This is a genomic window from Empedobacter sp. UBA6745 (genome assembly GCF_002453775.1).
GTDB classification, from domain to species: domain Bacteria; phylum Bacteroidota; class Bacteroidia; order Flavobacteriales; family Weeksellaceae; genus Empedobacter; species Empedobacter falsenii_C.
In genome coordinates this window covers 151886-173160 of the sequence record NZ_DKHL01000038.1, presented here as the reverse complement: position 1 = coordinate 173160, position 21275 = coordinate 151886, and the positions used below count along the sequence as shown (strand labels likewise).

At 31.9% G+C, this 21275-nt stretch carries 19 protein-coding genes and 1 pseudogene; 12 read left to right on the top strand and 8 right to left on the bottom strand.

Annotated elements, in window-relative coordinates; translation table 11 throughout:
- Positions 1–19: 19 nt before the first annotated feature.
- The 4 genes from B4H69_RS11650 (at position 20) to B4H69_RS11635 (ending at position 5935) form a co-directional block, all read left to right on the top strand.
- The gene (locus tag B4H69_RS11650) at positions 20–787 is read left to right on the top strand and encodes a helix-turn-helix domain-containing protein (RefSeq protein ID WP_180906132.1); all 768 of its coding nucleotides are present in this window, start codon (positions 20–22) and stop codon (positions 785–787) included.
- A gap of 229 nt (positions 788–1016) precedes the next feature.
- Complete coding sequence (locus B4H69_RS11645) at positions 1017–3158, top strand: TonB-dependent receptor plug domain-containing protein (protein WP_280046044.1); 2142 nt, start codon at positions 1017–1019, stop codon at positions 3156–3158.
- 11 nt (positions 3159–3169) lie between these two features.
- A complete protein-coding gene (locus tag B4H69_RS11640) occupies positions 3170–4564 on the top strand; it encodes an HmuY family protein (protein ID WP_280046042.1) in 1395 nt (464 codons plus the stop codon).
- A gap of 123 nt (positions 4565–4687) precedes the next feature.
- Complete coding sequence (locus B4H69_RS11635; RefSeq protein ID WP_180906135.1) at positions 4688–5935, top strand: T9SS type A sorting domain-containing protein; 1248 nt, start codon at positions 4688–4690, stop codon at positions 5933–5935.
- A 650-nt stretch (positions 5936–6585) separates the two neighbouring features.
- Here the strand turns inward: B4H69_RS11635 and B4H69_RS11630 are convergent.
- The 4 genes and pseudogenes from B4H69_RS11630 to B4H69_RS11615 form a co-directional block, all read right to left on the bottom strand.
- Entirely contained in the window at positions 6586–7623 is a 1038-nt protein-coding gene (locus tag B4H69_RS11630; protein ID WP_280046060.1) for a hemin-degrading factor, read from the bottom strand.
- Positions 7624–7704: 81 nt separating this feature from the next.
- Positions 7705–8409 (bottom strand): annotated as a pseudogene (locus B4H69_RS11625) (heme ABC transporter ATP-binding protein); the annotation flags it as partial.
- Positions 8409–9440, bottom strand: a complete 1032-nt coding sequence (locus B4H69_RS11620; protein WP_038334102.1) for a FecCD family ABC transporter permease — start codon at positions 9438–9440, stop codon at positions 8409–8411. The gene B4H69_RS11620 and the pseudogene B4H69_RS11625, both read right to left, overlap by 1 nt.
- Before the next feature lie 16 nt (positions 9441–9456).
- On the bottom strand, positions 9457–10326 hold the full coding sequence (locus B4H69_RS11615; RefSeq protein ID WP_038334103.1) for a heme/hemin ABC transporter substrate-binding protein: 870 nt from the start codon (positions 10324–10326) through the stop codon (positions 9457–9459).
- A gap of 229 nt (positions 10327–10555) precedes the next feature.
- Between B4H69_RS11615 and B4H69_RS11610 the strand changes: the two genes are divergently transcribed.
- On the top strand, positions 10556–11284 hold the full coding sequence (locus B4H69_RS11610; RefSeq protein ID WP_038334126.1) for a metallophosphoesterase family protein: 729 nt from the start codon (positions 10556–10558) through the stop codon (positions 11282–11284).
- Between the two features lie 229 nt (positions 11285–11513).
- Here B4H69_RS11610 and B4H69_RS11605 read toward each other — a convergent pair whose 3' ends face one another.
- Entirely contained in the window at positions 11514–12074 is a 561-nt protein-coding gene (locus B4H69_RS11605) for a DUF4256 domain-containing protein (RefSeq protein ID WP_038334104.1), read from the bottom strand.
- 227 nt (positions 12075–12301) lie between these two features.
- Here B4H69_RS11605 and B4H69_RS11600 point away from each other — a divergent pair, with 227 nt between their 5' ends.
- Genes B4H69_RS11600 through B4H69_RS11585 form a run of 4 tightly spaced genes read left to right on the top strand, consistent with a single transcriptional unit; the run spans position 12302 to position 16421 of the window.
- Positions 12302–12874, top strand: a complete 573-nt coding sequence (locus B4H69_RS11600; RefSeq protein WP_038334105.1) for a helix-turn-helix domain-containing protein — start codon at positions 12302–12304, stop codon at positions 12872–12874.
- A gap of 10 nt (positions 12875–12884) precedes the next feature.
- The gene (locus B4H69_RS11595; protein ID WP_038334127.1) at positions 12885–13709 is read left to right on the top strand and encodes a DUF3347 domain-containing protein; all 825 of its coding nucleotides are present in this window, start codon (positions 12885–12887) and stop codon (positions 13707–13709) included.
- Positions 13710–13730: 21 nt separating this feature from the next.
- Positions 13731–14159, top strand: a complete 429-nt coding sequence (locus B4H69_RS11590) for a hypothetical protein (RefSeq protein WP_262487863.1) — start codon at positions 13731–13733, stop codon at positions 14157–14159.
- A 12-nt stretch (positions 14160–14171) separates the two neighbouring features.
- The gene (locus B4H69_RS11585; protein ID WP_291094056.1) at positions 14172–16421 is read left to right on the top strand and encodes a multicopper oxidase domain-containing protein; all 2250 of its coding nucleotides are present in this window, start codon (positions 14172–14174) and stop codon (positions 16419–16421) included.
- Positions 16422–16497: 76 nt separating this feature from the next.
- Here B4H69_RS11585 and B4H69_RS11580 read toward each other — a convergent pair whose 3' ends face one another.
- Genes B4H69_RS11580 through B4H69_RS11570 form a run of 3 tightly spaced genes read right to left on the bottom strand, consistent with a single transcriptional unit; the run spans position 16498 to position 18467 of the window.
- Positions 16498–17076 (bottom strand): TlpA family protein disulfide reductase, encoded by a 579-nt coding sequence (locus tag B4H69_RS11580; RefSeq protein WP_260392418.1) that lies wholly within the window; start codon positions 17074–17076, stop codon positions 16498–16500.
- Between the two features lie 2 nt (positions 17077–17078).
- Positions 17079–18053, bottom strand: a complete 975-nt coding sequence (locus tag B4H69_RS11575; RefSeq protein WP_280049714.1) for a TQO small subunit DoxD — start codon at positions 18051–18053, stop codon at positions 17079–17081.
- Between the two features lie 51 nt (positions 18054–18104).
- Entirely contained in the window at positions 18105–18467 is a 363-nt protein-coding gene (locus B4H69_RS11570) for a hypothetical protein (protein ID WP_125350607.1), read from the bottom strand.
- A gap of 85 nt (positions 18468–18552) precedes the next feature.
- Here B4H69_RS11570 and B4H69_RS11565 point away from each other — a divergent pair, with 85 nt between their 5' ends.
- Genes B4H69_RS11565 through B4H69_RS11555 form a run of 3 tightly spaced genes read left to right on the top strand, consistent with a single transcriptional unit; the run spans position 18553 to position 21201 of the window.
- Complete coding sequence (locus tag B4H69_RS11565) at positions 18553–19557, top strand: FecCD family ABC transporter permease (protein WP_291094051.1); 1005 nt, start codon at positions 18553–18555, stop codon at positions 19555–19557.
- Positions 19554–20543 carry an ABC transporter ATP-binding protein gene (locus tag B4H69_RS11560; protein ID WP_291094048.1) on the top strand — a complete coding sequence of 330 codons (990 nt, stop codon included), beginning with the start codon at positions 19554–19556 and terminating at the stop codon, positions 20541–20543. The genes B4H69_RS11565 and B4H69_RS11560 overlap by 4 nt, the downstream gene beginning before the upstream one ends.
- A complete protein-coding gene (locus B4H69_RS11555) occupies positions 20512–21201 on the top strand; it encodes an SDR family NAD(P)-dependent oxidoreductase (protein ID WP_114999363.1) in 690 nt (229 codons plus the stop codon). Before B4H69_RS11560 ends, B4H69_RS11555 begins: the two co-directional genes overlap by 32 nt.
- Positions 21202–21275: the final 74 nt, after the last annotated feature.

The window sequence follows — 21275 nt, the reverse complement described above, 5'->3', positions numbered from 1 at the left end:
AGGAAAAATTAATTCATTTATGAAACAAATTATTGGAGAATATTCGGATCATATGACGACCAATACTTATGTTTGGTACGAGAAGAATCGCAAAAATGCGGATGAGGTTCATTCGCATGATTATTTCCAATTGAATTATGTTGAAGAAGGTTACCAATATTTTCATATCGAACAAAAGATTTATTTAGTCCCTCAAAATCATGTTATTTGGATTCCTGCAAATAAGCTACATCGTACAACTTCTGAGGCGAAAACCGTCAATCCAATGTTGATTTTGTTTAAAGAAACTTTTAAGGAGGATTTTTACAACGATATTCATGTTTTTGTTGCACCGCCAATTCTAAAGGAAATGATGCTATATGCTTCAAAATGGAATAAATTTTTGGTAGAAGATAAGGAGCAAAAGATTTTCTTAAATTCGATGTTGTATAGTTTGCCTCATTTTTGTGATGAAAACCATAATTTGGAGTTGCCAGTTCTTGTTGATAAACGTTTAATTCCTGTGAGTGAGTACATTCATTTTCATTATTCGACAAATTTTAATTTGAATGAATTGACAGATAAAGCGAATATGTCTGCTCGAAATTTGCAACGAATTTTCAAACAAGAAACGGGAATTACACTTCAAAAATATATGCAACTTGTCCGAATTCTAAAAAGTATTGAATTAATAGATACCAATAATTTTACATTGAGCGAAATAGCTTATCAAGTCGGTTACAAAAGTTTGTCTGCTTTTACAGCGTCTTATTTTGCTGTTACAAAAACAAAACCTAAACGAAAATAATTCGTTTTAATTTCCTTCAATTTTTAGTTTCCTTAATTTAATTTTCAACAAATTAAGTTGATTGATAATGTTTTAACATCTCATTCTTTTATCAGAATTAGAAGATGAAACTCGATTTTTATCATTGTTCAATAAATTAATTTAGAATAAATAAAAATAAATTAAAAAATTCGTTTACATTTGTCTTATTAATTATTAGACTAATTCTAAATAATAAAATTAAGGACAAATGAAGAGGCGCTTTTTTCTACTAAGCTTACTTACAACACTAACTCTACAGGCTCAAGAAATTAATTCGTTTCCAAAAGATTCGACGATTAATTTGGAACAAACCGTTATTTCTGGGCAATATAATGCACAATCGGTCAGGAAATCTATTTACGAAGTAAAAGTGATTTCGCAAGAAATGATCGAGCGACAAGCAGGAAATACATTGGCAGATGTTTTAAATCAAACATTGAATATGAATATTATTCCGAGTTCTTCTACAGGAAAATCGACGGTGCAAATGTTTGGTTTGGATGCGCAATATTTCAAAATTTTGGTAGATAATATTCCATTAGTTAACGACGAAGGTTTAGGAAATAATACCGATTTAACGCAAATTAATTTAGATGATATTCAGCAAATAGAAATCGTAGAAGGTGCGATGGGAGTTGAATACGGAGCTAATTCTATAGCGGGAGTAATCAATATTATTACTAAAAAAGGAGGGAAGAATAAATTTGATATTTCTGCGACTTTGCAAGAGGAAACCATTGGCGACGAATACAATTGGAAAAATAAGGGAAGACATATACAATCCTTGAAAATCGGGCATAAATTTTCAGACAAAATCTACGCTAATTTAAGTTTTTCACGTAATGATTTTCAAGGATTTTTTGATGATAAAAAAGGAAAGAATTATCCTAATAATGATGGATTGAGAGGATACGAATGGTTGCCAAAAGAGCAAAATGCAGCAAAAGCATTTGTTCAATATAAAAAAGACAATTATCGTTTGTTTTATAAATTCGAATATTTCAACGAAGAAACCAAGTATTACGATCCCAATCCAATTGCTTCAACGAATGCGCCAACTGCGACAATTGATTATTTTGGAAAAGATAGAACGTATACAACAGATCGTATTTACAATCACTTAAATGCTTCTGGGCGATTTAGAAAAGCAATTAATTATGATGTTTCGTTTTCATATCAAGAACAAAAAAGAAAACTGAAATCGTATAATTATGAAATTCTTGAAGGTATTGAACATGATGTAAACAAATTCGAATATGAAAGTCGAAAAGTGTATTATTCTAAAGGGATGTTCAGCAATTTTATTAATAAAAATGATTATTTCGATTTTCAATTTGGTTATGAAATCGATCAAACAAAAGGTTTTGCTTCAACTTCGGCAGGAGAATTTTTTCAAAAACAGATAGAAAGAAAATTAGGAACTTATGATTTTTTTGCTTCTTCTGAAATTAATCTAAATGATAAACTTTCGTTTCGCCCAGGCGCTCGCGTGATGTTTTCGGAGCAATTTGATACACAATATGTAATGAGTTTGAGTGCGAAATATCTACTTGGAAAACAGTGGGAATTGCGTGCGATTGTTGGGACTTCGCCGCGTTTGCCAAATTATGAGGAAATGTATTCGTATTTCGTAGACGTCAATCATAATGTTCAAGGAAACGAAAATCTGAATCCAGAAAAAGGAGTTTCTGCTTTTGTTCACTTAAAAAAGAATTGGAATATCGGCGAAAATAATTCGTTGGAGCAAAAAGTTTCGTTGTGGAAAATTAATCTGAAAGATAAGATTGATTTGATTGTTGTTGAAGAATCTCCATTGAAATATCAATATCGTAATATTGATAATTATGATGTGCAAGGAGTTACTTATTTGAATCAATTCAAAGTTCATCAATTTATGGGTGGAATTGGCTTTACGTTGACAGGAATCAAGCAAGATATTGATGAAGCAGTTGCTGTAAATTCAGTTAAAAATAAATATTTCTATTCAACGCAAATCAATGCAAATGTATCGTACACCTTGCCTAAAACCAATACAATTTTCTCACTTTTCTATAAATACAATGGAGCGCAAGAGCAATTTGTCTTGAAAAATAATCCGTCAAATACAAGTGAACAAATTTTAGTAAAAGGCAAACAAGAAGCTTTTAACTGGATGGATGCGTCGATTAAACAAAGTTTTTGGAACAAAAAACTTGATTTAACAATTGGTGTGAGAAATCTGTTTGATGTGAAATATTTGAACAGTTCATCTGGAAATGATGGTGCGCACAGCCAAGATTCTACAAGTATTTTGTATGGATATGGACGTTCGTATTTTGCTAAACTTACGTTCAATTTAGGAATTAATTAATCAAAAAAATTATGAAAAAAATATTTATATATACCTTATTGTTTAGTATTTCTTTTTTGTGGTCGTGTAGCGAAGAAAACAATCCAATTGGACAAGATTTTGTTGTTGCTTTTAAGGATGCAAGTATCGATTTTAGTAAGATTGATAATGAGAAAACAATAAATTTAATTTATTCTAAAGTAGCAGAGCAAGATGGACAAATTCATATCAAAGTAACCGAAGATAAAGCAACTTATAATGTCGATTATTCAACTTCTGTTGCAGTTGCAAATCAAGAAATTATTATTCCAATCAAAAAAGGTGAAACGTCGACAAGTTTTACGTTCAAGAATTTGATTTATCCATTTGATCGTTCTGATAAAACAATTCAGTTTGAAATTACAAAAATTGATTATCCATCAGCGATTATTCAAGGATATTCGTCAACAAAAATCTCTTTCGAAAATTCGATTGGAGGAACAATGGATGTGGAAATCGGCGGACCAAATGAGCAATATCAGGTTTATGTAGACTTAAGTAAAGGAACGCAAACAAAGGTAAAAAGAGATTCTTGGGATTTAGGTTTTTACAATGGAACAAATTTCCGCGTGATGCTAAATACTTCTATTTATATGGCGGTAAAAGCGTTGGACGAAACCGATTTGTCGAAAGTAACAAAAGCATCTGTTGGGAAATTAATCAACGAAGTTGCGGTAGGTACATTTACAGATTCTAATAAAGAATATGTTGACGATCCTGCTGGAGATATTTTGAAAACAGCGATTGCGGAAATTAAAGAATCAGATAACCCAGTTTATTTACTGAATTTGGGTTACGAAGTCGGAACATCAACGCCTGCGGTTGGTTCTGCGGCTGTTGCTGGAAATTCACGCGGTTGGAAAAAAGTGAAATTCATCAAAAAAGATGAGCAATATGTGATGCAATATGCCGATTTAGATGATACGACTTACAAAGAAAAAGTTATAGCAAAAACGTCGACGCATAATTTTGTTCACTTCAGTTTTACGACGAATGATATTGTAGATGTTGAACCTCCAAAATTAGAATGGGATTTGAATTTTACAGTTTTCACTAATCTTATTACAGGAAATGGTTCTTATGGATATTCGGATTACGTAGTCAATAATCTGAAAGCAGGCGCAAAAGCCTATCGTGTGGATGTAACCAATGAAATTACCTACGAAAAATTTAATGAAACGATGATTGATGAAACAAAATTTTTAGACGATCAGCGTGCAATTGGTGATTCTTGGCGACAAGTTACTGCTCCTCAAAAATTATTTTCGGATCGATTTTATATCATCAAAGATGCAGAAAATAATTATTACAAAATTAAAATGTTAGCTTTTCTGAATGCTTCTGGCGTGAGAGGTTATCCAAAATTTGAATATAAACTTATCAAATAAATTTATCATAAACATACTCATTATTAGTGGTTAGAATGCGTCAATCCGAGTCATACGGGTCAGAGTGTAATCTCTCGGATTGACTGTTCTAATTCTGAATAACAATTAAAAAATTATTATATCATGAAAAACAAATTTACACTTTTAGCAACAATCATTCTAACATCTGTTGCAATAAATGCACAAACCATAAAAGGTGAAGTCACAATGGGTGCAGCTTATGCAAATGATGTTTATTATGGATTGGCAGATCAATCGACGAATTCTGTAAATAGAAGCGATTGGGATATTTCATTTTATCGAAAATCGAATATGTCAACAGGAATTCGAGTGAATGATGGTGCAGGAATTCAGGTGTACGAAGCATCAAATGATTTGTCGAAATGGAATGCAATTGATGTAGCAAATTTATCTACTTGGACTGCTTTGTATAATTCGGATACTGATTGGCAAAAAGGCGCTTTCAATAATGGTTCTGCGACATATGGTTGGGGTAATTATAGTATTGCAAATCATTACGTAAATGGTTCAATCATTTTTGTCTTGAAATATGCAACAGGAGAATATGTAAAATTGAAAATAGATAATTTTGCAGCTCCTTTAGGCGAATATAATTTTACGTATTCTAAATTGACAAATGGAACTTGGTCTGCTGATACAAAAGTAAATCTTCCACATAAAACCAATTCAACTAATTTGTTCAATTATTATAGTTTATTGACTGATAAAGCGGTTACACCAGAGCCAGACCAAAGTAAATGGGATTTGAAATTTACAAAATATGTTACACCACTTACGACGAATGATGGTGATATTGTGATGTATACGGTAACGGGAGTTTTGCAAAGTGATTTGATCAAAGTAGCGAAAACAGAATCTGGAAATCCTACTGATGATACAGCTTATGTAGCAGATATTAATGCAGTTGGATATAATTGGAAAACCTTATCGGGTTGGTCTTATGTAGTGAATCCAACGAATCATTTTATCAAAAATACATCTACGAATCAGATTTATAAATTAGTTTTCAAAACTTTTGAAGGAACTTCTACAGGAAAAATAACATTCGATTACGAAAATGTAACAACTAATTTAGGAACAACAGAATTAGCCAAAACGAAGTTTGAAATTTATACCACTTCTCAACCTAAAACAATTGGTTTGGTGTACAATTCTCAAGAAGCGAAATCGTCTCCATTAAATATTCAAATTTATGCGATAAATGGACAATTGGTGCATCAAGAAAGCTATCAACCAACGTCATCATTTACAAATAAAACAATACAATTAAATAAACTTTCGGCTGGAGTTTACATCGTAAAAGTACAATCTGCCGATAAAGTTGAAACGAAAAAAATAGTTTTGAAATAAAGTTTTGAGTACTTTATTTGTCTCTTTGTGTGAGGTCGTCTGAAAAGACGACCTTTTTTTATTATGTGATTTTATAATGCTTTAAAAATTGATAAGTTAGAAAGAATTGTAAAGTTGGTTATTAGATTTTACTTTCGCGAATTTTAGGCTAATCAAAAAAACAAAAAGAGTAAATATTTCTGAAAAAATAAATAGCATTAATGGTTCTATCAACTTTTCATTCAGTAAGTATTTTGAGATGGTAAGTTGAAGTAAAAATAAAGGTGTTATTGTACAGAATAAAACTAAACGTGTAAAATTTAATTTATTATCAAACACTAAATTTTGAAAAGGAAACTTGAATAAATAGATAAAAACATATATGAGTCCAAATATAACAGGAACAATAAAATCTACAATAAATACATCAATATGATCAAGAAAGATGGTTTTCAGAAGAGTAAAAAATAGTGTAAATCCTACTGAAAAAATCAACATACTTAATATATAAGGTTTGAAAATGAATTTTATTTTTTCTTTTGTCGTTAGCATAATCAAATATATAAAACTCTTGATGAAAGACTAAATTATAGTACAATAAAAACCCGATTAACATTTTCTATTAATCGGGTAAAATTTAGTGTGAAATATAAAATTTGGTAAGATTCTTCTTAATTCAATTCAGCGACAATCTCGCGCCATTGCTCCAATTCAGGGATACCTGGTTTTCTTTTTCCAAAGAATTGCACAATGATTTCTCCTTTATCATTAAAAACCTCAATCGCTGTTACAATACCGTCTTCAGTTGGTTTTCTAACAATCCAAGTTGAAGCAATTTTTGACATATCCAAGTGCATATTAAAATCTGGATCCAATATATTGAACCAGTTTTCATGCCACATCGTACGTTTAATTTCACCAGTATGAATCTGAATATTTCCTTTGTTTCCTGTGAAAACCATGATTGGCGTTTGCGTTTCGGCAGATTTTTCTAAGAACTGAACAATTGCTTCATTCGAAATTTGTTTTGCATGATAATCTGTCGGAGCCAAACGCAATGCTTGCGTACGTGTAACTCCGAATTTGCGTAACATTGTAAAGAAATTGTGCGTGTCTTTCAACTCAACCCAAGCTTGTTGAAAACCTTCAACATCAATCTCGTTATCAGGTTTTTCTGTAACATTATTTTCGATGATTTCTGTTGCAGGAATAGTTTCTTGATCTTCGTCTTTGTATTTCTCAACCAATGCATCAAAGGCTTCTACATTGCTTTGCGGAACCAAATATATTTTGTGAATAGCTTCGCCATCTTTCCCGAAAAATTGTAAACTTTTGCGTTCTCCATGTTCAGATTTTTCTACAACTGCAAAAGCTGTTTTCCAATGATTCAAGAAAATTCGCATATCAATATCTTCCCCAACAAAAAGTTGTGCGTGAGGCGAAGAAAAATCAGGGTTCAGATAAATACCTTTGCGTTCGTGCACACATTCGTTGTTGCGCGTCAAAGCCATCACTTTTCCAAGTGACTCTATTTCTTGTAAAATCGCAGCAAATTCAGGCTTTAATTTTGTAACATTATCGCCTAATTGCGTTGCTAAAAGTTCCATTTCGCTAACGCCAAGTTCTTTCGCTGCGTTACGTATTCTAATTTTAGGTTGATTTGCTTTCAAATCTTCCCATTGTTGTTTTAAATCTGTAAGTGTGTTCATTGTAATTGTTTTTTTACCGAATAAAATAAGTGGTTTTTGGTCGATTGGATTTTTACAAATGGTACAAGGAAATCTATAAATTTTGGAAATGATTTCTGGTCGGAAAACCTTTTCTGGACTATCTTGATAAACAATTTTTCCTTTGTTCATTAAGATCACTTCATCAGCAAACTGAGAAGCCAAATTAAGGTCGTGCATTACCAAAATTACTAAGTTTCCTTTTTGTTTAAAATCATTCAGAATTTCTAACAAATTAAATTGATGAGAAACGTCCAAATTATTCAAAGGTTCGTCTAATAATAGTAGTTTTTGATTGACTTCATTCTCTAATTGCACAAAAACGCGCGCCAAATGTACACGCTGTTTTTCGCCACCAGAAAGATGAATGTAATCCCTGTCTTTTAAATGATTGATATCGGTTTTGGTCATCCAATAATCAACCGAATCGATGTCTTGTTGTTGAGGTGAATTTTGGAAATATGGATAACGTCCCATCAGCACAACTTCCTTCACTGTAAGCGGAATATCTGTTGGTTGATGTTGCGAAAATTTAGCTTTATGTTGCGGTAAATCTTCTTTTTTCCAGTTTTTTAAGGCAATATCTTTTAGTCGAATTAGGTTAGCATTTGGTTCAATTTCATTCGCGATATAGCTCAATAAAGAAGATTTTCCTGCACCGTTTGGTCCAACGATTGCAATCATTTTTCCTGCTTTTGCATCAAACGAAATCGTATCTAAAATCTTGAATGATTTGTATTGATAATTAATATTTTCTACCGCTAACATTACAATGATTTTTTATAATTCATTAAAATTGAAATAAAAACTGGTGCGCCCATTAACGAAGTTAAAATACCGATTGGGATTTCAGATGGAGCAACCAATGTTCGACTGATTGTATCTGCAACAATGACTAATATCGCGCCTAAAAATGCAGATAAGGGAAGAATGATTACATAATTTGATTTGAAGACTAATCGTAAAATATACGGAACGATTAATCCTACAAATCCGATTGTTCCTGTAAAAGAAACAATTGTTCCGACTAATAAAGCTGAGAAAACAATGATTTGTCTTTTCGTTTTTTCGACATTAATTCCCAAATGTTCAGCATCTTTTTCGCCCAACATCATCGCGTTTAATATTTTTCCTTTTCCAATTAAAAAGTAAAAACTTACACTAACAACGATTGTTAAAATTAAGATTTTGTCCCAGTTGGCACTTGCAATGCTACCTAATGTCCAAAATGTTAGGTTGCGTAATTCTTCTTCTGATGATAGATATGTTAACAATCCGGTTGCAGATCCGCATAAAGCAGAAATGGCAACTCCGGCTAACAGTAAAATGGTGATATTTGTTTTTTGATGATGTGAAGAAATTTTATACACAAAAACTGTGGAACACATAGCGCCGACAAATGCCATCAAACTAAGCAATGAGTAATGGATAATTTCTGGAACAAAATCTTTGATATATCCTCCCAAAACAATCGTAATTGCAGCAAATAAAATACTTCCTGATGTTATCCCAATCAAGTCTGGAGATGCCAATGGATTTTTGAAAATACCTTGTAGACAAGTTCCCGCAACCGCCAAACCAGCACCAACCAAAATAGACATAATAATACGTGGTAATCGTAAATCGAAAAGCACATAATAATCGCTGTCGTTGATGGCAGTTCTATTGGTAATCGCTTTATTGATAATGGATAGGATGGATTCGTTAAATTGATAAACACCCAGAAATAATGCAAGAATTGCAAGACCAAAGATGCCTAAACTTAACAAAGAAAGATGTATTCTGATTTGCGGATACATATTGTTTTAGACTTTTTTATTTTTGAAGTAATTGATTTAATTGCGCTGCTGCTTGTCCAACACGTGGTCCAAATCCAGAAACCAATTGACCATCCATCGCGATGATTTTTTTGTTTTTTCCTGCATTTGTAGAAGCAACACCTTCTAATTTTAATACGCCGTCAACGCCACCAATACTTTCTAAGCCTTTGTCAAACATCAAAATATAATCAGGATTTGATTTTACAACCGCTTCTGGCGTTAATGGTTTGAAATCTTCAAATTCTGTAATAGCATTTTGTCCACCAGCAATTCCAATAATTTTTTCCATTGGTGTATTTGTTCCAGCAACCATCAAGTTTCCTGCTCCACGAGCGTAAATGAACAATACTTTTGGTTTTGTAGCCAAAGGTTTTACAGCTTTAAGATCTGTGTCAATTTTAGTAGTAATAGCATCGAAATCTTGTTTGTTTAGAGAAGTTGCAACTGTTTTTACTAACTCTTTCGTTCCTTCAACTGAATAATCTTGTTTGATAATTTCAGTCTGTATTCCTGCATTTTTTAGTTGTGCAATTTGTTCTGGATTCAAGTCTTTATCTGTCGCATATACTTTTGTTGGTTTCAAAGCCAATAAAGCCTCGATTGACAAAGAACGAGTATGCCCCAAATCTGTTGCTTTTTCCTTTACAGAAGCGGGGTAAGTACTTGTAACGTCAACACCAACAAGGTTATTTTCTTCTCCTAAATCAGCTAAAATTTCAGTAATCGCTCCATTTAAAGAAACAATTTTTTCTTTCGAAATAGTATTCTCTGTTTTTACTTCTTCAGTCGATTCATTTTTTGATTCTTTATTCGTGCAGCTTGCTAATAGAGCTAAGATTGCAGTAGAAATAAATAGTTTTTTCATTATTATTTGTATTAAGTCTAAATTAAAATACAAATATTAGGAAAAAGATTTAGTTAGACAATATTTATTTAGAATAATTTAAAATAAATGTATGCAATTAAAATTAATTGATTTGTAAATATTGTTTTAGAGATAAAAGTAATTTGATAATAATCATAGAATTGGAGAGAATAATTGTTTTTTAGTTTGTAATAAAAAATCTAAATTAGTTTTTTTAATGTGGGAAGAAATGATGAAGATTGCAATTATTAGTGACATTCATGGAAATTTATTGGCTTTGAATGAAGTTTTAAAGGATATTAAGGATAAGAATATCAATCAAATTTATTGTTTAGGAGATTTAGTTGATTTTGCACCTTGGAGTAATGAAGTTATTTCTTTTTTTATCAAGAATAAAATTCCATGTTTATTAGGAAATCACGATGAGCGAATTGCGTTAGATTTACCTTTATTTCCACTTTTACATCATGACGATATTGAAACTAAAAATAGATTTGAAGCGATTAATCATAGTAAAAGAACCATCAGTTTAGAACATAAAGAATGGTTAGGTAATTTACCTTATCAACTTGAATTGGTATTTAAAACTGGGAATTCGTTTAAGAAAATATTACTTGTTCATGCAAGTTTAGAGACCAACGACCAATATGTGTATGAAACCGATGATAAGCAAATGATGTATTCTTTTTTGAAAGATAAAAATATAGATGCTTTGGTGATGGGGCATACGCATCAATCTTATATTCAGCAGGTTTCGGATGTTTTATTCATAAATAGTGGTTCTGTAGGCAGAAGCAAGGAAGATGATAGGAAAGCAACTTATACAATTCTAACTTTGGATGAGCAGAAGATTGAAGCTGAAATTATCAAGGTTGATTATCCAATAGATGAAGTTGCATCTGCTATTTATTCGAGCGATATTCCTGATTTTTATGGTGATTTTTTATTAAAGAAATAATCTTGGTTTTGATGCAATCAAGAATTTATAGAAGTGTCTTTTTTAAGAGGAATAATTAATTTGAAAATGAATATGATAATTCCAATGATTTGAATAATGGAAGCTAAAAATAACATCAAATTGGCAGAAATAATAAAGTAAAAATGTGTGATTTTACACATAATGCCAATAATAAATAGAATTGAACCAAGAAGAAAAACAATTAATGGAAATACAAATTTCATAGTTTTTAAACTTTTAAAATTCCTCTAAAACCACGTGCTGCATAATACGATTGTGCGCCGTTGTGATAAATAAAAACAGTTCCATAACGATAATCACCAAATAAAGAGCCACCTAATTCTCTAATTTTTTCAGGAGTTTTTAACCAACTTGACGTTTTTTGATCTACAATTTCTACAGCTTGCAACAAACGATATTCTTCTTCGGTCAATAATTCAATTTTCATACTTTTTGCAACATCAATCGCATTGTTTTTTGGTTGATGCTCTTTGCGAGACGTCTGTCCTTCGTAATCATACGCCAAACTTCTACGCTCTTTCGGACTTTCTGCCGAACAATCTACAAAATAATATTCGTCTGTTTTATCATTATAAAAAATAACATCAGGTTCACCACCAGTAATTTCCATTTGATGTAAAGACCAAATTTTTTCGGGTTGATTAATGATCCTTTCTTCTATTTTTTGCCAATCTAAATCTTGATGTCGGTGCATATTTTTCTCAAAACGTTCTTTCAAAATCTGAATGCAGTTATTTTGTTCTGCTGGAGTTAGTTCTTTTTTTGTCATAGAATTTATTGTTTTGAGAAATTAATTTCTAACCAAATATATTCAAAAAACAGATGATTTTGGTAATTCATTTATCAAGAATAGGTTAATGAAAAATGATTAATCTGAAAATTATATACATCATCTTGCAAATTGTATAATCTTTTGAAATGAAGTTGTACGAAATTTGTAACATAAGATTTTGTAAATTTAAGTGAATTAAATCGCTCAATTTCGAAGAATATATTATGGAAAATACAAGTAAATTATTTATAAAAAATATGGTTTGTCATCGCTGTAAAGTAGTGGTTGGACGAATTTTGAAGATGAATAACATCGAAACAAATCATATCGAATTGGGAGAAGTTGAATTGAAAAATCCTATTGATAATGAACAATTAGAATTGGTTCGAAATGAATTAGAAGAAGTTGGTTTTGAGTTGATTGATGATAAAAGAAGTAAGTTGATTGAACAAATCAAAACATTGATTATTCAGCTGGTTCATCAAGAAAATAACGAACTGAAAGTCAATTTATCTGATTATTTGAGTGAGAAAACTAATTTGGATTACAAATATATTTCGAATCTATTTTCGGAAATGGAAGGGCAAACAATTGAGAAATATTTTATTCAACAAAAGATCGAAAAAGTCAAAGAATTAATGATTTATGACGAATTATCATTGAGTGAAATTGCGTTTCAATTGAATTATTCGAGTGTGGCACATCTTAGTGCACAATTCAAAAAAGTAACTGGTTTAACGCCTTCTGTTTTCAAACAATTGAGCAAACATACGCGTCGACCAATTGATAAAATCTAAATTAAAAATCATGAAAAAATATAGTTTTTTAGTTATCGGAAGTTTTCTTGCTTTTGCTGCAAATGCACAATTTAAAAATCAAGAAACCAAACAATTTCAAGTGAAAGGAAATTGTGCAAATGCAAAAGAATTAATTGAAAAAGCAGGAAATCAACCTCGAATTTCGAAAGTAGATTTTGATACAAACACCCAAACAGCTTCGATTTCATATAATAAAGCAAAAACAAATTCGAACGAAATCTTAAAAAATATTGCGCTAGCAGGTTTCGATAACTCAGAGTATATGGCGCCTGATGAAGCTTATGCAAAATTGGAAAAAGATTGTCAATATTCTCGGGATAAAAAAATGTTGATGAACCATCAAGAAATGGATCATTCTACTCATAATCAAGCTGAAACTTCTCAACAAAAAAATCAATTGTCACACGTTTTTGATGCTTACTTTTCGTTGAAAGATGCTTTTGTAAAAGCCAATGAAAGTGAAATTTCGAAACAAATTACTGCATTTACTAAATCAATTTCTGTTGTAGAAATGGGTAAACTTTCACATGAATCGCATATGATTTGGATGGAAGTTTTGAATGATTTAGAAACAACTTCGAAACAATTATCGCAAGAAAAAAATATTGAAAAACAACGTTCAACTTTTGCGAAATTATCACAACCAATGTACAAATTAGCTCAGAAAGCAAATCTTGGTTACACAGTTTATTATCAAAATTGTCCAATGTTTAATGGTGGTTCGAATTGGTTGAGTAAAGATTCGGATATTAAAAATCCTTTCTACGGAAATATGATGTTGACATGCGGAAGCACAGTTGAAACATTGAAATAATAATTAAAAAATTGAATGAAAATGAAGAATTTAAAGATAGTTTTAGGCGTTTCAATATTAAGTATTTTTGCATTAACATCTTGTCAAAATAAAACAGAAGAACCAACAGTTACTGCTCACGAAGAACAGATGTCAGATATGATGCAACCTTCGCAAACAATGGCTTACAATGTTGGAGATAAGGTTCCGAATAAGCAAGTTTGTATGGTGAACAACGCTTATATGGGCAAAGATCAGTTCGAAGTTCCTTATGATGGAAAAACGTATTATGGTTGTTGTAATATGTGCGTAGAAAGAATTCCGAATGATGAAACGGCGCGTAAAGCAAAAGATCCTTTTACAGGAAAGGAGATTGATAAAGCGAATGCGTATATCGTTTTGAAAGATCAACAAGGAAATGTTGATTATTTCGAAAATGAGGAGAATTATAAGAAGTTTAGTCAATTATAATAAATCATTCATATGAGGAAATTACTTTGTTTACTTTTTATTCCGTCGGCGATTGCTTTGCATGCGCAAAAACGTGTGGAATACGATTTATATGTACGTGATACCATTGTTAATTTTTCAGGAAAAGAGAAAAGAGCGATTTCGGTAAATGGTCAAATTCCTATGCCAACTTTGGAGTTTACGGAAGGTGATACGGCTGTCATTCGTGTACATAATAAATTGAATGAAGATACTTCTTTGCATTGGCACGGCGTGTGGTTGCCGAATAAGGAAGATGGGGTTCCGATGTTGACGCAAATGGGAATCAAACCTGGCGAAACGTACACGTATTCTTTTCCGATTATTCAGAACGGAACGCATTGGTACCACAGTCATTCAGGCTATCAAGAACAAATCGGGATGTACGGTTCGATGATTTTGAAGAAACGCGAAAATGATCCAACTTTCAGAAAAGGAATTGATGATTTACCTACAATTCCTGTGATGTTGAGTGAATGGACAGATCTTAATCCAAAAAATATTCAGCGAATGTTGCATAATGCAAACGATTGGGCGGGAATCAAAAAAGGTTCTACGCAAAGTTATGCAGAAGCAATTCGTGAAGGGCATTTCAAAACAAAATTGACCAACGAATGGAAACGTATGTTGGCAATGGATGTGAGTGATGTTTATTACGAAAAATTCTTGATAAATGCGCAGAATGAAAGTCAACTGAAACAATTCAAAGCAGGTGATAAAGTGCGTTTAAGAATTTCGAATGGTGGTGCGTCGACTTATTTTTGGTTGCGTTATGCGGGAGGGAAAATTACCGTTGTTGCGAATGATGGAAATGATGTAGAACCTTTGGAGGTTGATCGTTTGATTATTGGCGTTTCCGAAACCTATGATATTGTAGTTACAGTTCCCGAAGGTGGTTTGTCGTACGAATTTCAAGCAACTTCTGAAGATAGAACAGGTTCGGCTTCGTTGTTTATTGGTGAAGGAAAGAAACAATTGATGGAACCACTTCCGAAATTGAAATATTTCGAAGGTATGAAAATGATGAACGACATGATGAATATGGACGGAACGATGAACGATATGGGCATGAAAATGAGCTTGCAGCAAATGGACATGAATACCGTGATGTATCCTGAGATTTCTGGAGAAGCGAAAAAGAAATCCAAAAAATCAAAGAAAGATTCGGCAGAAAATCATCAAGAAATGGTTGAAATGGATCATTCTTCGCACGGAAATACATCCTCAAACATTACCACTTTAAATTACGGAATGCTAAAATCACCTGAAAACACAACACTTCCGAAAGATGCTCCAATAAAAGAAATGCGTTTCGAATTAACAGGAAATATGAATCGTTATGTGTGGAGTATGGATAACAAAGTGTTTTCGGAATCGGATAAAATTCCAGTCAAAAAAGGTGAGATTCTGCGTATTACCTTATATAACAATTCGATGATGCGTCACCCAATGCATTTACATGGTTTCGATTTTCGTGTCATTAATAAAAATGGTGAATATTCTCCGCTGAAAAACGTGTTGGATATTATGCCGATGGAAACAAATGTCATCGAATTTGAGGCAAATACAGAAGGTGATTGGTTTTTCCATTGTCATATTTTGTATCACATGATGGGCGGAATGAATCGCGTTTTTGAGGTTGGAGATTATCAAAATCCTAATTTACCAAATAAAAAACATGCTTATAAAATGTTGCAAATGGAAAGTAATATGAAGCATGTTATGGTAGAAAATGATTTCGCTACAAATGGTTTAGATGGTATGTTGATGGTGCAAGATGCACGTTGGGCTTTTACTTCGGAGTGGGGAATTGGTTACAAACCAGAACACGGTTATGAAGTAGAAACACATTTGGGACGTTTTATTGATCGAAATCAATGGTTTCAAGTTTTTGTAGGTTTTGATTGGAATCAACACAAAATGTTAACAGACCACGGAATTGTAGAAAAGAATATTTTTGGTCAAAAAACAGATAGAAACAAAGGATTATTCAGTGCTGGTTTTGTGTATAAATTACCAATGTTAATTGATTTTCAGACCGAAATTTATCAAACAGGAAAAGTTCGTTTGCAACTGATGAGAGAGGATATTCCAATTTCAAAACGAGTTCGCGCTGGTTTTATGTGGAATACAGATAAAGAATATATGGGCGAGTTGAGCTATATCTTGAACAGAAATATGCACATCAGAACTCATTACGATAGCGATATGGGATTCGGTGTAGGATTGAGGTTAGTTTATTAGAAATATAAATAGTATAAAACATAAAAAGCTTCGAGAATTTTCTTGAAGCTTTTTGTTTTTAGATGATGTTGAATGATTAATCCATCGCTTTCAGTTCATTTAAGAAATCAACAATATCTTGTCCAGAATAATCCGCCATTCCCATTGTTGTATGTGCAATATTTCCTTTCTTGTCTAAAATAACTGTTGTTGGTAACGAACCATTAAAAAACTCAGTAGGAATAGATGAATTTGGATAAACTACAGGCAACGATAAATTTTTACGTTCCATAAATTTTGCTACTTTATCACGTTTTCCTTCTACTTCAACCGTCAAAATAACGATTTCGTTATCATCTTTTACTTTATCATAAAGTTTTTGAATTGATGGCATTTCCGCGATACAAGGCGGACACCAAGTTGCCCAAAAATTCATGAATACAACTTTACCTTTCAAATCTTCCATATTGATTGCTTTTCCGTCAGCATACACCATTTCGAATGTATAATTTGCTTTAGATTTTGGTTGAGTTGTTGGTTCAACTTTTTCTAATTTCGGTTCAAATAAGCCTAATTTCATTAAACCTTGTTGCATCATTGCTTTTGCTTCTGGCACAAAAAGTAAGACCAAAGCCAGCGCACCTATGATAATTGTTGAATAATTTCTTTTTAACATTGCTATAAATTTGTTATTGTTTGTTCCCATTGTAATCCGCTTATATCGGTTAAAACTACTTTGTGAATTTTGTCTGAAATATCAAAATTCAGATTTGCTTTCGCTCCCAAAGGTAACACCAAACTGTGTTTGTTCGGTGTAACTTTTGCTACATAATAATTCGAAATTTGTTGTTTGTCCAAATTAGATAACTCTTTCATATCCAAACTTTCAATTATTTCATTTTGATGATTATGAAAATCTATTTGAATTAAAAAAGAGCCATAAACATCAGCGCCTTCTATTCGCATTACATCAAATGAAACCTTGTTTTGATATTGTTTCAAATTAGATATTTCTACTTTTGGTTTGACAGATTTATTGTGCAAAGTCCCGTAAACTCCACCATGAAAAACCTGATTTGTAAACAAAGTAACGAATAAAATAAAAAAACTAAGACCTACAAAATAAGGTCTATACTTTTTGATTGAAATTGAATTCCAATTATTTTCTTGTTGAATAAATTGATTTTTATTGAAAAAATAATCCAACGAAATTTTTCCAGAACCAGCCTGAAATAGCGTAAAACCTCCAGCTAATCCTAAAACACCAATTTGCCATTCATCCAGACAAGTTGTACCAATCCAGCCCGAACCAAGTAAAATTCCCATTGCCAAAAAGAAAACGGCAATACTCATGATTCGTGTTTTGTAACCAAGCATTAAGAGTAAGCCTACAACGCCTTCTACAATGGTGAAAATCCACATGTTCCAAAGTAAGGCTTCAGGATTTTCGACTAAATATTGAATAAGTGGTTTGATGAAAAGGGCATTTGGTAAAAAATGATTGAATTTTTCGCCAATATAACCCGCAGCTTCTGGATCAAGTTTATTTTCTAAAATTAAACGCCTCCAAAAGGCAGAAAAGTACGTCCAACCAATGACTAAACGTAACGCCAATACAGCATTACCCATTGATAAAACAGATTTATTTTGCATGAATTTTTATATAAGTGATTGAATATTGTTGTCTAAATTAATTGTGAAAAATTAAGATATCAACGAATATTTCAATTGCTTATACAACAGATAAAAAGGTATTTTTGGTGATTGAATTTCATTCGAATCAATATCTTCTTCAATTAATGAAGAACGTGCTAACCCAATGAAATGAATCGGTGAATTTGGTAAATCGAAATTCGGAACATCAAGATTCTTTGTTGATTTTTTAATAGTTTCAAACTTAACAACAGAACATGAATTCGAATGATTTTGATTGATTTTGACTTGAGAAGTTTTTGTTTGATGAACATTTTCTACTTCCAAAATCGTATGAATAGAAGCTTTGATGCTACATGGCGTAAGTAGCACAAAAATCGAAGAGATAATTAAAATGAAACTTCTAAAATTCATGAAACGAAACTAATCATTAATTTTCAATAAAAACCAATTCACAATTAAACTTTAAGAAATTATTAGAATTTCTATCTTTGTCTTGATGAAAGAAAAACTACTATTTTTTGTTTTAATAATTCTAACACTTTTATTCTTTGTTTTGAGTTTAAGCGTTGGAAAAGTCTCGATTTCTTTCACCGAAATTTTTAATGTTTTTTCTGGTCATTCAGACGAAATGTTGCACAACCTTGTTCTTAATTTTCGTTTACCAAAATCATTAACTGCTTTATTGGTAGGTATTTCGTTGCCGATTTCAGGTTTTTTGATGCAAGAATTATTCAAAAATCCGTTGGCAGAACCTTCTGTTTTGGGAATAACTTCGATGGCAAGTTTAGGTGTTGCGATTGTGATTTTTCTTTTTTCGATGATAGGTTTAGAAGAATTTCTCAATAATCCTTGGATTACAATTATTGCTTCATTTTTAGGCGCAATTATCGCGTTGTTTTTAGTAATTTCGTTATCATTTCGTGTCAAATCATCCGCTTCTTTGGTGATTATCGGATTTATGATTGCTGGTTTAGCGGGCGCATTAATTGGTATGATGCAATATTTTGCTCCTTCAGATAAAATTAAAGCGTATTTAGTTTGGGGATTCGGCTCATTGAGCGGTTTGTCGTGGGAACAATTAGGCGTTTTTGGTTTATTTGTTTTGTGTGGAATTATCGTTTCCTTATTTACTTTGCGAGGAATTACAGCTCTTTTATTGGGAGAAAAATATGCACAATCTTTAGGAATTAATATCAAAAAATTACGTTTTACGATTTTAGTTTCAACAGCTTTATTAACTGCTTCAGCTACGGCTTTTGCAGGACCAATTAGCTTTATAGGATTGGCAGTTCCACATATTTGCAGAACATTGTTACGAACAGGTGATATGAAAATTTTATACCGATGGATTTTCGTTTCAGGAATATTTTTTATGTTATTATTTTCGATTTTGACCGAAGTTTTTCCGTTCGGAACATTACCAATTAATATCATTACCGCATTGTTTGGAGCGCCGATTGTCATTAGTATTTTGTTGAACAATAAAAACGAAGTGCGATGAAAAATTCCGTTTTGAAATTAGAAAATGTTTCAGTTGGATATGGTTCAAAAGAAATTGTTTCAGCTATAAATGCGGGTATAAATTCGAATGAATTAGTTGCTGTTTTAGGTAAAAATGGTGCAGGAAAATCAACATTGATTAATTCGATTTTAGGTTTTCAGAAAACACTGAATGGAGAAATTTATTTAGAAAATCATTCAATCAAAAAATTATCTTCTCAAGAAATTGCGCAGCAAATTGCAGTCGTTTTACCACGTTTGTCAGTTGTTCCAAAAATTAAAGTTTCGGAATTGGTTGCGATGGGACGTTTGCCTTATCACAAGGTTCTGAAAAAGATTTCTATTGAAGAACAAAACTTAATTGATGAGGTTTTGGAATTGGTTGGAATTTCGAATTTAGCGAATCAATTTGCGAATGAAATCAGTGAAGGTCAATTGCAATTGGTGATGATTGCGCGTGCGTTGTGTCAAGATGCGAAATTGGTTATTTTGGATGAGCCAACTTCTAATTTAGATTTAGCGAATCAATATCGTATTTTCAATTTGTTGAATGAATTAAAATTGAAAACAGATAAATCGTTTTTGATGATCACACACGAAGTTGATTTTGCATTGGAAAAAGCGGATAAAATTTGGTGGATTGAAAATGGAAACCTTTTTGAAAATATTTCAGAACAAATGGCTTTTGAGCATCAAATTATTCAAAAATTATCCAATCAAAATTTAACGTATGATGAAAAAAATAATCGCTTTTCAACGCAAAAATCATTTTCTAAAACGATTGGTGTAAAAGGAAATTCGGAATTAGCTTTTTGGGTGAAAAATGCCTTAATTCGAAATGGAATTTCTGTAGAAAATAATGCGGAAAATCATATTGAAATCACAGAAAATAACATCATCTTTGAAGGAATAAAGTTTGAAACGATAGAAGAAATTGTAAATTTTGTACAACACTATGAAAAATATAATTGTAACGGGAGCGAGTAGAGGAATTGGTTTTGAATTGGCAAAACAACATTTGGAATTAGGAAATCGAGTGTTGACAGTCTCTCGAAATGTAGATAAATTGAAGGAATTAACAGCTTTTGCAAAAGAAAATCAATATCAGTTTATCGGTGTTGATTTGGCTAATTTTGATGAGATTTCAGATGTTTTGAAAGCTGTGGAATCTTGGAATAAAGTAGATGTTTTGTACAATAATGCGGGAGTTTGTATCAACAAACCATTTATAGAAATGCAACAAGAGGATTTGTTAACTTCTTGGCAGATTAATTTTATGGCACCTTATCGCTTGATACAAGTTTTGATGCCAAAATTTGATACATCTTCTCATGTAGTTAATATTTCGACAATGGGAGCTGTACAAGGTTCGGTGAAATTTCCTGGTTTGTCTGTTTATTCGTCTTCAAAATCTGCAACGGTTAATTTGACTGAATTGTTAGCAGAAGAATTAAATGAACTTGGTCCAAGAATAAACGCAGTAGCGTTAGGAGCGGTGCAAACAGAAATGTTAGAAGAAGCGTTTCCGGGATATATTGCGCCTTTACAACCAGATGAAATGGCCGAATATTTGGTCGATTTTGGATTAAACGGTTGGAAATATTTTAACGGAAAAATTCAACAAGCTTCTATTTCTACGCCATAAAAAAACGTAATAAGAATCTATATAGAAGATGTAATCTGCATAAAAAAATAAGTTTTTATGCAGATTTTTTTATT

Bases quoted from the DNA above. Each gene is read 5' to 3' on its own strand.
- B4H69_RS11605 (WP_038334104.1), bottom strand. From the start codon at position 12,074: ATGACAAAAAAAGAACTAACTCCAGCAGAACAAAATAACTGCATTCAG.
- B4H69_RS11610 (WP_038334126.1), top strand. From the start codon at position 10,556: ATGATGAAGATTGCAATTATTAGTGACATTCATGGAAATTTATTGGCT.
- B4H69_RS11575 (WP_280049714.1), bottom strand. From the start codon at position 18,053: ATGCAAAATAAATCTGTTTTATCAATGGGTAATGCTGTATTGGCGTTA.
- B4H69_RS11615 (WP_038334103.1), bottom strand. From the start codon at position 10,326: ATGAAAAAACTATTTATTTCTACTGCAATCTTAGCTCTATTAGCAAGC.
- B4H69_RS11620 (WP_038334102.1), bottom strand. From the start codon at position 9,440: ATGTATCCGCAAATCAGAATACATCTTTCTTTGTTAAGTTTAGGCATC.
- B4H69_RS11580 (WP_260392418.1), bottom strand. From the start codon at position 17,076: ATGTTAAAAAGAAATTATTCAACAATTATCATAGGTGCGCTGGCTTTG.
- B4H69_RS11635 (WP_180906135.1), top strand. From the start codon at position 4,688: ATGAAAAACAAATTTACACTTTTAGCAACAATCATTCTAACATCTGTT.
- B4H69_RS11555 (WP_114999363.1), top strand. From the start codon at position 20,512: ATGAAAAATATAATTGTAACGGGAGCGAGTAGAGGAATTGGTTTTGAA.
- B4H69_RS11565 (WP_291094051.1), top strand. From the start codon at position 18,553: ATGAAAGAAAAACTACTATTTTTTGTTTTAATAATTCTAACACTTTTA.
- B4H69_RS11590 (WP_262487863.1), top strand. From the start codon at position 13,731: ATGAAGAATTTAAAGATAGTTTTAGGCGTTTCAATATTAAGTATTTTT.
- B4H69_RS11645 (WP_280046044.1), top strand. From the start codon at position 1,017: ATGAAGAGGCGCTTTTTTCTACTAAGCTTACTTACAACACTAACTCTA.
- B4H69_RS11585 (WP_291094056.1), top strand. From the start codon at position 14,172: ATGAGGAAATTACTTTGTTTACTTTTTATTCCGTCGGCGATTGCTTTG.
- B4H69_RS11560 (WP_291094048.1), top strand. From the start codon at position 19,554: ATGAAAAATTCCGTTTTGAAATTAGAAAATGTTTCAGTTGGATATGGT.
- B4H69_RS11630 (WP_280046060.1), bottom strand. From the start codon at position 7,623: ATGAACACACTTACAGATTTAAAACAACAATGGGAAGATTTGAAAGCA.
- B4H69_RS11600 (WP_038334105.1), top strand. From the start codon at position 12,302: ATGGAAAATACAAGTAAATTATTTATAAAAAATATGGTTTGTCATCGC.
- B4H69_RS11650 (WP_180906132.1), top strand. From the start codon at position 20: ATGAAACAAATTATTGGAGAATATTCGGATCATATGACGACCAATACT.
- B4H69_RS11595 (WP_038334127.1), top strand. From the start codon at position 12,885: ATGAAAAAATATAGTTTTTTAGTTATCGGAAGTTTTCTTGCTTTTGCT.
- B4H69_RS11640 (WP_280046042.1), top strand. From the start codon at position 3,170: ATGAAAAAAATATTTATATATACCTTATTGTTTAGTATTTCTTTTTTG.
- B4H69_RS11570 (WP_125350607.1), bottom strand. From the start codon at position 18,467: ATGAATTTTAGAAGTTTCATTTTAATTATCTCTTCGATTTTTGTGCTA.